A 17,073-nucleotide genomic window follows, 5' to 3' on the forward strand; every position below is an offset into this window, starting at 1 on the left:
CGCTGCACCAATCCTCCGACACCAACCCCATCCTCGTGAACGAGGACATCGTCGCGATGGCGTTCACGACACCGAAGAACTGGTCCGGCGCGGATCATCTGGTGGCCACGTCCGGGATCTATTTCGACGACGACGGCTGGGTATCGTCGGCGGCGCCCGGCACCAAGATCCTGATCCAGCCCGTGGAGCAGCCCGACGGCACGATCGACAGGGACACGATCATGCTCCGCGGCCCCCGGTCGACCGGGTGGCGGCAGACACCGCGGCAGATCGTCGGGCCCACGATGCCGCAGTTCCTGAAAGCCACTGCCCCGCTGTGGAAATCGGGCGGTCCGAGCGTGATCGATGTCAGGCAGGGTGCTCTCGGTGATTGTTACCTGATCGCCAACATGCTCGAACTGGCGGGTCGCCCCCACATGGTCATGGACATGATGCGTGATCTGGGCGATTCGGTGGCCGTGCGGTTCTACAAGGCGGATCGCACCGAAGAGTGGATCCGGGTCTCCAAACAGCTGTACGGGAATGCCGACGGCACAGCCCGGCACGCGGCGGTCCGCAACGGAGTGTTGTGGCCGGCGATATTGGAGAAGGCGTACGCGGTGTTCGCCGGTAAGGACGAGGGCTATCGCGGTATCGACGGCGGCACGACCGAAGACGCCGCCGCCGCGATCGTGCCCGATCTGCTGGCGGGTTCGCTGCGCCCGCGTCCCGCGCGCACGGTCTACGATTCGTACTTCCTGCACCCGATGCGGATGGACCCGGATACGCTGCGCCAGTTGACCGGTGGCACCGGCGAATTCGCCGAATTGATCGAATCGTTGCAGGACGAGTGGGGCAAGGCTCTGCACGATTACTCCGTCCGGGAGAAGTACCCGACCGCGAACATCAGCGACGGCATCCTGATGCTCACCCTGTTGACGCAGCACAACTTCGACATGACGGCGGCGTCCCAGGACTACATCCAGCAGATCAAGAAGGACAATCCGGCGACCGTCGCCGGCTTCCGGAGCTTCCTGCAATGGCATCTGACCGCGGCCCAGCAGACCCGCTTCGCCACCGAGATCGACCGGCTGGTCGACTACGCCGGCCTCGAGGAATCCTGGCGCACCCGGACGGCGGATCCGATCGCCGCGCGCGTCGTCGCCGAGCGCATCGAATACGCCCTGGCAAGTGGCGATCTGGTCACACTCGGCACCCGCAACTGGGGTACGGCCGCCGAGGACATCGATGAATTCCCGGGCCTGGTCGGCGGACACGGATACGCGGTGGTCGGCGTCGCGCGTGACAACGCCGGTGATCCGGTGGGCCTGATCCTGCGGAACCCGTGGCAGCGGCACACTCCCGACGGCAAGGCGACCGCCACGCTGATGCCCGGCATCACCCACCAGGCGGACGGCGTGCTGACCGTGGGCCTCGAACACCTCAACAAGTTCTACGGATTGACCGTCGCCGGCTCCGGCGCCCAGGCACTGTTCGGTATCGATGTGGTGGCGCCGCACACGGTGCGCGCGATCTCGAGTACGCCCGGCGCGGCGCCGGTCACCGGGGCCGGCGCACCGATTTCGCAGCAGGCGCCCGACACCGAGCGAGCCGGGCCGGTGGATGCCCTCCACGCCGCGTTCCGGGCACGACCGGCGACCGCCCCCAGTGCCCGGACCTTCGACGCCGATGCGATCCGGGCGGCGATAGCCGACCGGGCCCCGGCCCGGATATTCGACGGCACCGGCGTTCTGGACGAGCTGAACGCGGCGATGCGGCAGGCGGCGGCGCAGCTCGACCGGGAGCGGCTGGTGGCGATGCCGTTGCACACGCAGTCGCGGTCCGACCGGCGGGCGGCGAAACACCGTATGCGGCAAGCGGTCGCGACCGGGCGGTTACGAGAATGGCTCGACCGCAACCTGTTCAACGACGCGTTCGATCGTGCGGTGCGGGGGCGGGCGGTGCGTGACGGTGCGGTCACGGATCCGGAGTTCGCGGATCTGGCGGGTGTGTCGGCGGATGCGCGGAATCCGTTGGCGGGGGCGGGGTTGTTCGTCGATGATCCGGCGGCGGGTGTGTCGTGGGGTGACGACGAGCTCGGTGACTTCTTCGGCCGCGCCGAGGCCGAGGCCGGGCACGGCTCGGCAGGCCCGGCCGGGTCGGTTCCGGTCACGATGCGGGCCCGAGCGATACCGGCTGCGCCGCAACTCGAATCGTTGCGGCAGCTGCCACGGTCCACTGCGGTGGCCGTCCAGGAACAGGTACCGGCCGATCGGCTGGTGGTGCCGGACATGTCCGGCACCGCACGGCGTTTCGGTGTCGGCAGCCGCTGGCGGCGGATCGCCGGTGCGCCGATCACCGACGCGAGTACCGGTAGCCGCTACGTCGGATTGGTTCCGCAGCACCGGCAATCCGATGCCGACCCGATCTGGGTGCACGAGAGCATGGTCGCGCAGGCCTTCACGACCTCGCGATCCTGGTCCGCGCCGGATCATCTGGTGGCCGGCTCCGGCATCTGGGCCGACGACAACGGCGTCCCCGGATCGCTGGCGGCCGGCACGAGCGTCCTGGTCCGGCCGGTGGAGCTCGCGGACGGCACGCTGGACCCCGACCGGATCCAGATCCGCGAGCATTCGGGCACCCGATGGCGGACGATGCCCCGGCGGATCTTCGGAAACACCGCGCCGCGACTGCAATTCTTCGATGTCCCGCTCTGGGGGCCGGACGGCAACCCCAGCATCGCCGACGTCCAGCAGGGCGGGCTGGCCGACTGCTATCTGATGGCGAACCTGCTCGACCTGGCGCGCCGCCCCGCGTTGCTGACCGAGATGATGCGTGATCTCGGCGATTCGGTGGCCGTGCGGTTCTACGACGAGGCGCGCGCCGAGCACTGGATCCGGGTGTCCAAGCATCTGTACGCCGGTCCCGACGGCTCGGCCCGGCACGCGATCGTCCGCAACGGGGCGCTGTGGCCCGCCATGCTGGAGAAGGCCTACGCGGTATTCGCCGGCCGGGACAACGGCTACCACGGCATCGACGGCGGCCGGACGGAACAGGCGGCCGCGGCGATCATGCCGGATCTGCTGCCCGGTACCGTCCGCCCCAGTCCGGCCCGGACGGCGGAAGATTCCTATTTCCTGCATCCGATGCGGATGGACGCGGACACGCTGCAGTCGCTGGCCGGTGGTGACCGGGAATTCGCCGAACTGATCGAATCGCTGGAGGAATCATGGGCGCAGGCTCTGCAGGATCATCTGCACCGGGAGCGGAATCCCTTCGCGAATTCGCACGACAACCAACTGATGTCGAACCTGTTGCAGCAGAACAAATTCGACCTGGATGCGTCGCTCGAGGGCTATCTGCGGCAGATCCGGGCCGATAATCCGGCGCTCGCGGGCGGTTTCCGGAGCTTCCTGCACGACCATCTGACCCCGGAGCAGCGGGCCCGGTGGGCCGACGAGACGGATCGGTTGATCGACCACGTCGGCCTCGACGAATCGTGGCGCACCCGAACGCCCGCTCCGGCCGTGGCGCGAATTGTCGCCGAGCGCATCAAATACGCTCTCGATCGCGGTGATCTGGTGACGCTCGGCACCCGCAACTGGGGGGCGACCGCCGAGGACACGGCGGAATTCCCGGGCCTGATCGGCGGTCACGCCTACGCGGTGATCGCCGTCGGACGCGACGCCGCGGGGGAGCCGGCGGCGCTGGCGTTGCAGAACCCCTGGCGCCGGCACACCCAGGACGGAACTCCGCTCGGCACGCTGATGCCCGGCATCCGCCACGATCCCGGCGGCGTGCTGATGGTGGGGCTCGAACATCTCGGCAAGTTCATGGGCGTGACGGTCAGCGGTTCCGGGGCGCGCGGCCTGTTCGGTATCGACCCCATCCCGCGAGATACGTTGGACCGCACGGTGCGTACCGCCGCCACCGCCTCCGACGAGACGCCCGGAACCGCCGCGGATACCGAGGCGCTGCGGAACTGGTTCGAGGGCAACGTCTTCAACGACGCGTTCGATCGTGCGGTGCGGGGCCGGGCGGTGCGCGACGGTGCGGTCACGGATCCGGAGTTCGCGGATCTGGCGGGTGTGTCGGCGGATGCGCGGAATCCGTTGGCGGGGGCGGGGTTGTTCGTCGATGATCCGGCGGCGGGTGTGTCGTGGGGTGACGACGAGCTCGGTGACTTCTTCGGCCGCGCGGACGCCGAGGCCGCGCTGACCGCACCGGTGCAGCAGCCCGCCGCCACGGCGCCGGCGGCCGCGAATCAGCAAGCACCACAACGAACCACGTTCGACGACCTGCACCCGTACGTCGCGCCGGCGATCGAGGAGCGGGTGCCCGCGGATCGCCTGGTGGTGCTCGACCGGGCCGGCGTCGCGCACCGATTCGACCTGGGCAGCGGCTGGCGGCGTGTCGCGGGGCCCCCGATCGTCGCGCCGGACGGCCGTGAGTACGTCGGGCTGGTGCCGCTGGACCGTCGCGGCGACCGCGACCCGATCGTGGTGAGCAAGAAGATCGCCGATCGGGCCTTCGTGGCGGAAGCATCCGGCGGATGGTTCTCGTCGACGAAATACCTGCTGGCCGGCTCGGGTATCTGGTTCGACGACGCCGCCGGGAATCCGGTGCACCTCGCGGTCGGCGACAAGGTCGCCGTCCGCCGGGTGGAGAACCGCGACGGCAGCCTGGATCCGGACACGATCATGATCCGCGACCCCGCCGACAAGAACCCGGCCACCGCGTGGCGCCGAATTCCCGCGCCGACGGCCGGAATCCGGTTGACCGCGCTGCGGAAGATCGACGCGCCGCTGTGGGGAGCGGAGGGGCCTCGGGATACCGATGTCGCACAGGGGAATCTGGGCGACTGCTACCTGATCACCAACATGATCGAGCTGGCCCGCACGCCCGGCCTGCTGCCCGAGATGATGCGCGATCTGGGCGATTCGGTGGCGGTGCGGTTCTTCGACAAGGATCGCAACGAGGCCTGGATCCGGGTGACCAAGGACCTGTACCTGACCCCCGACGGGACTGCGCGCAACGCTCCCGTCCGCAACGGGGCGCTGTGGCCGGCGATGCTGGAGAAGGCGTACGCGGTCTTCGCGGGCATCGACAAGGGTTACGTCGGAATCGTCGGCGGCACCTCGGATCTCGCCGCCACGGCACTGATGCCCGATGTGCTGCCGGGCGGCTTCCGGCCGCGGCCCGCCCGGACCGTCGGCGACACCTACTTCCTGCACCCGATGCGGCTGGATCTGGACTCCCTGGGCCGATTGACCGGCGGCGACGAGGAATTCACCCGCACGATCGGCTCGTTGCAGGGCGAATGGGGACGGGCCCTCCAGGCCCACGTGACGCGGGAGCGCGATCCGTTCGCGAATACCGAAGACGGCGAACTGATCCAGATCCTGACCGATCAGATCGGGCCGACCCTGGCGATGCAGGAATACCTCGCCGTGGTCAAGTGGCACAATCCGGCCCTCGGCGACGGATTCCGGAACTTCCTGCAGAAGCGGCTCACCACCGACCAGCTTGCCCGCTGGGCGACCCGGATCGACCGGCTCGTCGAGCATGTCGCCGTCGAGGAGTCGTGGCGGACCTCGACCCCGGATCCGGTGGTGTCCCAGGCCACCGCCGAACGCGTCCAATTCGCCCTGGATCGTGGCGATCTGGTGATGTTGGACACCAGGAAGTGGGGGACGGGCACCGAGAACATCACCGACTACCCCGGTCTGGTCGGCGGTCACGGATTCGCGGTCCTGGGGATCGCGCGCAACGGCGCCGGTGATCCGCTGTCGCTGATCCTGCAAAACCCTTGGCGGGCACACGTACACGCCGGCGAGACACCGGTACGGCCGATGCGCGGAATCCGCCACTACGCCGACGGCGTGCTGACCGTGGACCTGGAACACCTCAACAAATTCAACGGGCTCACCGTCAGCGGTGCCGGGGCCCGCGCGTTGTTCGGGCTCGACGAGGTCGCGGCGCCGACCTTCGATCGGCTGGTCCGCACTGCCGCCGCTACCGAACCTGCCGAAACAGCCACGCCCACAACCGGTCCGGCTCCCGTCGCCGACACCGTGGTGGCCGAGGCCGGCGCCACCCGGGCCGGTCGCTGGAAGCGGATGTTGCAGAGCGCGTTGCGCGCGATCCGATTCCGCGGACCACGGGTGCCACCCGGGCCGACCGCGGCCGTCGCGAACGACGCCGGCACCTCGGCCGCGGTTCCGGCCGAGACCGCCGAGTCGATCCGGTCGCAGACGGACGACACGCACACCGATCCGCTCGACGGACTCACCTCGGACGGTCGGCCGATCCGGTTCTCCGCCGCCGACGTGATCAGTAGTCCGCTGGTGGACAAGGACGGCCGCACCATCGGTGTCACCTTCATGCAGGGCCGGGACCTGACCTCGATGCTGAACTGGGCGAAGGCGCCGGCGGGACACGACATGGTGCTGAAGTCCCGGCCCGGTGACGACGACATGGTGGAGGTGGCCCGGCGCGGACTGGTGCCGGGCAAGTCGCTCGTCATGGCGCCCTGGGCGAAGGATTACGCCGCTCAGCAGACCACCGCCGGATACCGCGGTCCGGTCTACCTCGACACCCACGCCGGTGCGGACGGCTTCGCGGTCCACCTCCGGTCGGGTGTGAAGGTCTTCGTCGACGGCGCCACCTATGCGGCGATCGCCCGGTCGACGCGATCCTTCGAGGACGCGGTCGACGGCCGTACCGACACCTCGTTCGTGCTGCTGTCCTGCACGGCCGCAGCCGGTTCCGAGGCCGGAGACTTCTACGACGCGATCCGGGCGAACTTCCCGAGCACTCGCGTGTACGCGTCCGAGGGCATCGTCAGCGGATTCAACGCGCCGGGCGTCGGCGGTCTCCTCGGCGCCCACGACAACGCCGGGTGGGTCTCCTTCCACAACGGCAAGGGCACCCGGCACGGCAGGACCCGGTACCAGCAAGCGGATCTGGATGCCTTCGCGGCCGAAGCCACTGCGGCGCAGACGGTTCCGGACGCAGCGCAGACGGCGGCCACCGCGGCGACCGCGCCGGTCACGACCGGCGACCCGGATACCGCGACGATGGTCGCCGCCGCGCAGCCGGCCGATACCGGGCCCGTCGCGGCGGATACCGCGTCGGTCGCCGGCTCCGTCGCGGACGAAGTGGTGTCCGCACTGTCGGGCACCCGCGCGGTGGGCTGGCGGACGTATCTGAATTCCTGGCGCCTGCGCGAGGATTCGGGCAGCCTGCGCGGCACCAACTTCGCCGGCCTGCCGGTCCGTTTCCGGGCCGAGGATGTTGCCGCCCACACCCTGGTGAACAAGGACAACGCGGTCGTGGGCGTCACGTTCACCCACACGACCAAGGATGTCGACCTCGCGAAGAAGCTCATGACGGCCGACGCCGGGCTCGACCGGGTGTATCGGACGCAGCGCGCCCGGGGCTGGCGCGGCTGGATCGGCCGTTCCGTGCGCGGCCAGGCCGTCGCCGCGCCGTGGTACATGGACTTCTTCGGCGGCGGCGACGGCCCGGTCTTCCTCGACGCTCATGCCGAGGCGGACGGCTTCGAGATCCGGTTGAAATCCGGTACCACCCTGGTGATCGACGGGCGCACCTACGCGAAGGTGGTGGAGCAGAGCGCCGCGGTGCGGGAAGCGCTGAAGTCGAACCCGTACAAATCCTTCGTCCTGCTGTCCTGTAAGCCGGGGAAGGGCACCGCCGCAACAGATTTCGCGGCGGCGATGCGAAATGCGTTCTCGGGCGGCAACGCGATCCACGCGTCGTCCGCCACCGTGCGAACCGGCTGGCGGCTGTTCGAATCCGGCCGCACCGAGGCGACCATCAGCGCGGACAAGAACCGTGGCTGGACGTCCTATCTGTTCGGTAACGCGCTCGACAATCCGAACACCCGATATCCGGCGGCGACCACGGCCGCGGCGACCACGACCACGGCCGCCGCGACCGTGACCCCCGCGGCGGCCACGACGACCGAGCACCCGCCGACGACTGCCGCCGCTGCGTCGACATCGCCTGTCGTCGACGAGATCACGGTCGCCAAGTCGCTGTCGTCGGCCTGGTCGACCCGCAGCGCGCGCTGGCAGGCCGTGCTGAATTCGTGGCGGCTGCGCAAGGACTCCGAATCCGTCCGGGGTACCGACAGCTGGGGCCTGCCGGTACGGTTCCAGCTGAAGGATGTCGTCAGCTACCCCCTGCTGAACAAGGCCGACAACATCATCGGTGTCACCTTCGGGCACAAGCCGAACGAGGTGCTGCTCTCGCAGCGGTGGGCGGCGGCCGACAGCGGGCACGACCGGGTGTACAAGACGCGGTTCGACGAGGCGACCGGAGAATACGTTCAGGGCGACAATATCGCGGCGCCTTGGTACCCGGACTATCTGAACGGCAAGGACGGCCCGGTATTCCTCGACACCCATGCGGAGCCCGACGGTTTCCAGGTGCGGCTGGCTTCGGGTCTCACCGTGATGGTGGACGGGCGCAACTACGCGAAGATCGTCGAGAAGAACAACGCCGTGCGGGAGGCGTTGCAGTCCAATCCGTTCAGGTCGTTCGTGTTGCTCTCGTGCAAGCCCGGAAAAGGCACCGCGGCAAACGATTTCATGGCCGCGCTGCGTAACGCGTTCTCGGGCAACACCATCTATGCGTCCGCGGGGACCGTGCGGGTCGGTGTCCGGGAGTTCACGTCCGGGCGGACGGAGGCGACCGTCTCGGCGCTGAAGAACAAGGGGTGGACGACCTACCTGCTCGGGAAGACGCTGGACAATCCGCGCACGCGATACCCGGAGACCGCGAAGCAGACGGTGGCGCAGCGGATCCTGGGCGGCAGCACCGGGAAACCCTCGGCCGCTGCTGGTTCCGTCACGGAGGTGCAGAAGTCGGCGTCCTCGGCGCTGTCGAAGGAGGGGGCGCGCTGGCGGGGCTTCCTGGATGCGTGGCGGATGCGCAAAGATCCCGATGCCATCGAGGGGATCGACGAGTTCTGGGGAGCCCCGGTGCGGTTCCGGGCCGAGGATGTCGTCAGCCGTTCCATGGTGAACAAGGACGGCAAGGTACTGGGCCTGTCGTTCATGCACCGGGTCGACTCGATCGACCTCATGCGGCGATGGGCGGAAGCCGACAGCGGACACGACACGGTGTTCCGGACGGAGCGTGACGCGAAGGGTAACTGGGTCAAGGGAGACCAGGTATCCGCGCCGTGGAGCCCGGATTACGCCAACGGTGGCGACGGCCCGGTCTTCCTCGACGCCCATGCCAATCCGAGCTCTTTCCACCTGCGGCTGAAATCCGGCCTCAACGTCATGGTGAACGGCCGCAACTACGCGAAGCTGGTGCGGCAGAGCAACGCGGTCCACGAAGCGCTGCAGACGAACCCGCACAAGTCCTTCGTGTTGTTGTCCTGCGAGCCGGGCCGGGGAGCCGCCGCCGACGATTTCTCGGCAGCCATCAAGGACGCCTTCTCGGGCAATACGGTGCACGCCTCCGAAGCCGTCGTGGTGGCCGGCGTGCGCAAGCGCAACGGGCGGTCCATCGCGACCATCGCCGCGGAGCGCAACAAGGGCTGGCTGACCTTCCAGGGCGATCGCGTCCTGGGCAACCCGCGGACGCGCTATCCGTTCACCGGTGCGAACGCCGCACAGCCGGCCGCCGCCATCGCGGCTGTCGACACTGCGGCTGTCGACACTGCGACCGCAACCATGCCCGTCACCGCGGCAACGGTGAGCGCCTCGAACACCGAGGGCGTCGACGCGGCCCGTGGTCCGGGCGCCGTGGACCGGCCGATTTCGCACGGCATCGGCAGCACGGTGTCGTCGAAGCTGGGCTGGAAGACCTATCTGAATTCGTGGCGGTCCCGCACCGCCGCTGATGCGCTGCAGGGCAAGAACTTCCTCGGTGTGCCGGTGAATTTCCGCATGGCGGACGTGATCTCGCATCAGCTGACCGGCTCCGCGGGCAATCCCATCGGCCTCACCTTCGCCCACCTGCGCGACGAGGTCGATTCGCTGCAACGCTGGGCCCGCGCGGAGCGGCTGAACGACAAGGTGATTCGCACCCAGCCCGGTCAGCGGACACAGCAGGCGTTCGACGGAACGCTGCGTCACGGGCAGGAGGTGGTCGACGCGCCGTGGGCCTCCGACTACGGCGCCTACGCCAAGGGCCCGTTGTTCGTACAGGCGCACGCGGGTCCGAACACCTTCGAGATCCGGCTGCGGACCGGCACGACCGTCGAGGTGTCCGGTGCCACGTTCGCGAAGATCGTGGAGCAGTCGCAGTATTTCCACGATGCCGTGAACGACGAGGCCGAATGGGCGCGCCCGACCCGTTCCTTCGCGCTGATCGCGTGCAAACCCGCTCGTGGCACCGCCGCACGGGATTTCACCACGACGATGGCGAAGTCGTTCCCGTACCTGCGGGTGCACGCGTCGAGGGCCACGGTCTCCACGACGACGATGCGGAATACCGCGACCGGTGCCGAATCGCGACTGATCGGCGCGAAGGGCAACGCGGGCTGGGAAACCTTCACCCCGAACGGGGCATCGACGGTGGCCGAGGCGACCCGCCACCAACCGGCGGCCGTCGCGTCGCGGGCCACGGCGGCGACCACCACGCCGGCCACCCTGCCGAACACCGCCACCGCCGCCACGGGCACGGCGGCGAAGCCGGTGGTGTCGACGAGGTCGTCGGCTCGCGGTCCCGGATCGGAATGGGCGGCCCGGGGCCTCGGCCTGCAGGCGTATCTGAATTCCTGGCGGCTGCGCAAGGATTCCGACGCCGTCCGCGGCACCGACGCCTTCGGAATCCCGATGCGGTTCCACGCGGCCGACGTGGTCAGTCATCCGTTGCTGAACAAGAACGACAAGATCATCGGCGTCACCTACACCCACAAGGTTTCGGAAGTCCGGGTGACGCAGCAGTTCGCGGCCGCCGAGTCCGGGCACGACACGGTGTACAAGACGCGGCGGCCCACCTGGTTCTTCGGTCGCTCGACTCGCGGCGAGGCCGTCACCGCGCCGTGGAGCATGGATTACGCGGGCGGCGGTGACGGTCCGGTCTTCGTCGACACCCACGCCGAGCCGGACGGTTTCCAGCTGCGGTTGAACTCCGGAACCACGGTCTTCGTCGACGGTCGCAACTACGCGAAGATCGTGGCGCAGAGCAACGCGGTCCAGGAGGCGTTGCGGTCCAATCCGTACAAGTCCTTCGTCCTGCTGTCCTGTAAACCCGGAAAAGGCACCGCCGCAAACGATTTCGCGGCGGCGATTCGGAACACGTTCTCGGGCAACGCTGTACACGCTTCGGCCGCGACCGTCCGCGTGGGCTGGGCGCCCACCCGCGACGGGGAGCGCCGGGCGGTCATCAGCGCGGACAAGAACAAGGGCTGGAAGACCTACATGTTCGGCCGGTCGTGGGAGGTCGCCGGAACGCGCTATCCGGATGCGAAGGCCGGCACCGCGAAACCGAAGTCCGGGCCGGCGACGGCCACCGCACCCGCGACCGCCACGGTGAGCAAGACGGCCGGCACGGTGTCCTCGGGCCGGGCGATCTCCCACGCCGATCCCTCGAAATTGTCGCTGGCGCTGGGCTGGAAGACCTACCTGAACTCGCTGCGGGCGGGCAAGGCGAGCGATGCGCTGCGGGGCAAGAACTTCCTGGGCGTGCCGGTGAATTTCCGCATGCAGGACGTGGTCTCGCATCAGCTGACCGGCTCCGCCGGCAACCCCATCGGGGTCACCTTCATGCACAGCGCGGACGAGGTCACGTCCATGCAGCGCTGGGCGCGCGCGGAGCGGTTGAACGACAAGGTGGTCCGGACCCGACCGGGCCAGGATCCGCGGCGGGTGTTCGAAGGCGACCTGCGCGACGGGCAGGAGCTGGTCGACGCGCCCTGGGCGAGCGACTACGGCGCCGGCGCCAAGGGACCGTTGTTCGTGCAGGCGCACGCCGGTCCGAACCGGTTCGAGATCCGGTTGAAGACCGGGACCACCCTCGAGGTCGACGGCGCGACCTTCGCGAAGATCGTGCAGCAGTCGGCGTACTTCGACAACGCGGTGCGGGACGAGGCGGAGTGGGCCCGGCCATCACGTTCGCTGGCGTTGATCTCGTGCAAACCCGCACGCGGCACGGCCGCCCGGGATTTCACGACGACGATGGCGCGGGTGTTCCCCTACATGCGGGTGCACGCGTCCAGGGGAACGGTCACCACCACCACGAGTTGGAACAGCGCCAGGCCGGGCGTCGAATCGCGGCTCACCGGCGCCAAGGGCAATGCGGGCTGGGAGACGTTCACGCCGAACGGCAGATCGACGGTGCTGGAAGACACCCGGTATCAGCCGGCGGCGCAGGCCACGACGAACAATGCCGCACCGCAGACGATTTCGGCGGCGTCGCGGAACGGGCCCGGTACCACGGTCACCCCGGCCGTCACCTCGGGCCGCGGATCGAGGTGGTTCTCCGGCGGCCTGTCCCGGCAGAACTTTTCGACCTCGGCACGGCCGCTGACCACGGACACCGGAACGCCGGCACCGGTGTCATCACCGAAAACGCAGTCGCACAACGATTCCGATGCGATCGAGGGCGCCGACCAGGCCGGTGCGCCGGTGCGTTTCCGGGTGGCGGACGTGGTCAGCAACGTCCTGCGCCGGCCGGACGGCACCGTCCTGGGCGTGACCTTCACCCATACCGGCAAGAGCATCGGATTCGCGAAGCAATGGGCCAAGGCCGACAGCGGGCACGACACGGTGGTCCGGACCCGCCGCGGCTGGTTCGGCCGGTCCGTAGCGGGCAAGAATGTCCCGGCGCCGTGGAGCGTGGACTATCTCGGCGGTAAGGACGGGCCGGTCTTCCTGGACGCGCACGCGAGTCCGGACCGGTTCCAGGTGCAGTTGAAGTCCGGCACCCGGCTGGTCGTCGACGGCCGCAACTACGCGAAGATCGTGGCGGGTACGGCCGCGGTGCACGAGGCCCTGAAGTCGAATCCGCACAAGTCGTTCGTGCTGTTGTCGTGCCGGCCCGCGGCGGGCACCGCGGCGGCGAATTTCGCCGCCGCGATCCGGGGGGCGTTCTCGGACAACATCGTGCACGCGTCGACGGCCGATGTGCACGTCGGCCGGCGGGACTATCTGTCGGGCCGGACCGAGGCGGCGACCTTCGCGCTGAAGAACGCCGGCTGGACATCGTTCTCCGCGGCCGGGCGGGCGGTCGATCCGGGCACGCGCTATCCCCCCGGTGCGGATGTGACGTGGTCCCGCCGGTTGCTGCCGTTCGGCCTCCGGCGCGGCCGGGCCGCCGCCACCGTCCGGACCACGCCCGCCGGTGACCGGATCGTCGCGACCACCGGGGACGCCCGGGCGGCCGACGAGGCGTCCGGCGCCACGACACCGCCGCCCGCGATGCTGCGTGGCCGGGACCGCGACGGCAAGTCGGTCTACTTCCGGGCCGCGGACGTGGTGGCCAACCCGCTGACCGGATCCGACGGGGCTCCGGTCGGCGTCACCTTCATGTACCGGCAGGACGAGATCGACCTCGACCAGCAGTGGGCCCGCGCGGACAACTGGCGGGACATGGTGGTCCGGACCCGGCGGGGCGAGCGCACCCGGCACGTCTTCAACCGGCCGATGCGGCCCGGGGTGGAGGCGGTCGAGGCGCCGTGGGCCCAGGACTACCGCGCCGGGGCCGGGCCGGTGTTCATCAGCGTGCACGCCGATCCGGACCTGTTCGCGATCCGGCTGCGCAGCGGGGTGACCGTCGATGTCGACGGCGCCACCTTCGAGAAGGTGGTCGAGCAGTCGCAACTGTTCCTCGCCGCGACGAGTGCCGGGACGGCGACGGCCGGCTCGCCGCGCTCGATCGTGCTGCTCGCCTGCCGGGCCGCCGACGGTTACGCCGCAACGGATTTCGCGGCCTCTCTGCGCAACAACTTCCCCGCCACCAGGACCCACGCCTCCCGCGCCCGGGTCGGCGCGACTGTCCTCACCGATCCGGCGGGCAACGTCTACCGGCTCACCGGCGCTGACGACAACGCCGGGTGGGACACCATCCGCCCCGACGGCAGCAGGCGACGCAACAGCGGTACCCGGCATTCGCGGAACACCGAGTCCGGCAACGGTTCGCGCACCGTCGATCGGGCCGTCGCGAACTCCGGTGGTACCCGGACCGCGGGATCGGTGCGGTCCGATAGCGGCCCGAAGTTGTTCTCGCGGTTGCTGTCTCCGAAGGATCCGGGCTACGTGCCGCTGGACATCGGATGGAAGACGTATCTGAACTCGCTGCGAGCCGGCAAGTCGGGCGATGCGTTGCGGGGCAAGAACTTCCTCGGCGTGCCGGTGAATTTCCGCCTGGAGGACGTGGTTTCGCAGGCGTTGATCGGATCCGACGACAGGTCGATCGGTGTCGCCTTCATGCATCGCCGCAGCGAGGTGGCGGCGAATCTGAAGTGGGCGAGGGCGGACGGCTACCGCGACAAGGTGATCCGCGTGCAGCCGGGCGAGGACGCGAATGAGGTGTTCCGGCGGCCGAAGCGGTTCGGGGGCGAGATCGTGGACGCGCCCTGGGCCGATCGGTACCGAGACGGGAGCGGGCCGTTGTTCGTGCAGGCGCACGCGGGCCGGAACACCTTCGAGATCCGGTTGCGGACCGGGACGACGGTCGAGGTGAGCGGCGCGACCTTCGCGAAGATCGTGGAGCAGTCCCGGCATCTGCACGACGCGGTGAATGCCGGACAGCAGCCGTCCCGCGAATTCGTCCTGATCTCGTGCCGGCCGGCGGCCGGCACGGCCGCCCGGGATTTCACGACGACGATGGCGCAGACGTTCCCCGGACTGCGCGTGCACGCCTCCAAGGGCACCGTCTACACATCGGTGTCGTGGGACAAGGCCACACCCGACGACCGGCGCCGGCTCATCGCCGCCGAGAACAACGCCGGGTGGGAGACGTTCGCCGAGGACGGCACCTCGACCGTCGCCCAGGGCACCCGCTATCCGGGGACGACGGCGACCGCGGCGCCGAGTGCCGCGAACACGGCCGTCACCACGGCCGTCGCCGCGACCGTCGCTGCGGGGAGGCCGGACCGGCCGGCGTCCGCGAAGACGCTGTGGCGCGACGATCCCGCGGTCGGCAGGGGCACCGATCGCGCCGGAGCCCCGGTGGTCTTCCGGGTCGACGAGATCGAGAGCACTCCGCTGCGGAACAAGAACGGTGCGGTCATCGGGGTGACGTTCGCGTACCAGGACTCCGAGATCAAGTACCTGACGCGGTGGGCGAAGGCCGACGGCGGGCACGATCAGGTGACCAGGACACGCCACGGCTGGTCCGGCAGTTCCGTCGCGGGCAAGAAGGTCTCGGCGCCGTGGAACGTGGACTATCTCGGCGGCAAGGACGGCCCCATCTTCGTGGACACCCATGCCCGGCCGGACCGCTTCGCCGTGGCGTTACGGGACGGCACCCGGCTGTTGGTCGACGGAGCCAACTACGCGAAGATCGTGACGGCCAGCGCCGCGGTACACGAGGCCCTGAGGTCGAATCCGCACAAGTCGTTCGTCCTGTTGTCGTGCAGCCCCGCGAAGGGCAGCGCGGCGGTGGATTTCGCGACCGCGATCCGTCATTCGTTCTCGGGCAACACCGTACACGCGTCGGCGGCCGTGGTGGGCCTGGGTGTGCGGACCACGGACGGACGTCTCACGGCGACCGCGACCGCGTGGCAGAACGCCGGCTGGGTCTCCTACTCCGCCGCCGGTTGGCGCGACAATCCGCAGACGCGCTATCGGCCCGGTAAGGATCAGATCTGGAGCCGCCGGCTGCTGTCCCTCGGCCTCCGGCGCGGCCCCGGTCACCCGGCGCCGTCGGCGGCCACCCGCGATCCGGGGACGGCGGGCCCCACGACGACCACTGCGTCATCGACGAACGGTGCGGCGCAGCACAATCCGTCACCGGTACCGCACACCGCGCCTCAGCAGCCGGTCGCGCCGACCCGGCCCGCCACGCCCCTCTCGGCCGGTGCCGGTCCGGCCGGAACCGTCGTGACGCACGCCGCGGTGACGCCGACTCGGCCCGCCGCAACCGTGACTCCGCCGGCGCCCCTGGCGGGCGAAGTGGTCGGCGCGGTCGTGAGCGCCCGTGGCCGGAGTTGGCGAGAAGCGTTCCGGCGCATGTTCCCCGCTCTCTTCGACTCCGGGCCCGCACCGGTCACGGAGGTCGGCAGCGGTGCGCTGCGCGGAATCCTGCCGAGCGGCAGGCCGATTCGGTTCGATGCCGGCGATGTGGTGACAAATCCGTTGCGGGACAAGGATGGTCGCGCGATCGGTGTCACCTTCGACACCGGTGAGATCCTCGAGCTCGAGCAGGAGTGGGCCGCGGCGCAGGCGGGGCACGACGGGGTGTTGCGGACCCTGCCCGGCGCCGTGGAACCGCCGTGGGTCGAATCCCTCGACCGGCGACCGGGCGGCGAGCTGGTCGCGGCGCCGTGGGCGGCCGAATCGAACGACACGCGCACCGATCCCGGATATCACGGGCCGGTCTTTGTCGACGGGCACGGCCGGCCGGACGGGATGCGGGTGGTATTGAAGTCGGGGCGCACGGTGACGGTCGACGGCGCGACGTACGCCGCCGTCGTCCAGGCGTCCGAGTCCTTCCGGGAAGCGTTGAACGGGCGAACCGACAAGTCGTTCGTGCTGTTCCCCTGCGAGTCCGCGGCCGGATCCGCGGCCACGAACTTCTACCACGCGATGCGCCGGACCTTCCCCGACGCCACGGTCTACGCCTCGGCGGGCAAGGTCGCCGGATTCGCGGTGGACGGCAAGGCATTCCTGAGCGCCTTCGACAACGCCGGCTGGGTGTCGCTGCACAACGGCACCCGGAGACGACTCCCCGAGACCCGCTACAGCCGGCAGGAGATCGAGGACATCGCGGCGGGAAAGGTTCCGGCCCCGCCCACCGGACCGCCGGTCGAGGTGATCGCGAATTCCGATTTCACGGCCGTCGGCCGGGCCGCGCTCGACAACGCCGGATGGCTGGCATTCCGGTACGGAAGTACCAACCCGGAACTCGATCCACCCACCAGAACCTGACCCGGATGCAGGGCCGCGA

At 69.6% G+C, this 17,073-nt stretch carries 1 protein-coding gene (only partly in view); it reads left to right on the forward strand.

Annotated features, from left to right (window positions below; translation table 11 throughout):
- A protein-coding gene (locus NRB56_RS02545) for a C2 family cysteine protease (protein ID WP_153338801.1) crosses the window boundary here: on the forward strand, nt 1-17,054 show its 3' portion. The gene continues 23,590 nt to the left of window position 1, outside the view; 17,054 of the gene's 40,644 nt are visible here — the last part of the coding sequence; its start codon lies beyond the left edge, outside the window; it ends in the stop codon at nt 17,052-17,054.
- Nucleotides 17,055-17,073: the final 19 nt, after the last annotated feature.

Origin of the sequence: Nocardia aurantia (assembly GCF_009604425.1) — a bacterium.
Taxonomy (GTDB): Bacteria; Actinomycetota; Actinomycetes; order Mycobacteriales; family Mycobacteriaceae; genus Nocardia; species Nocardia aurantia.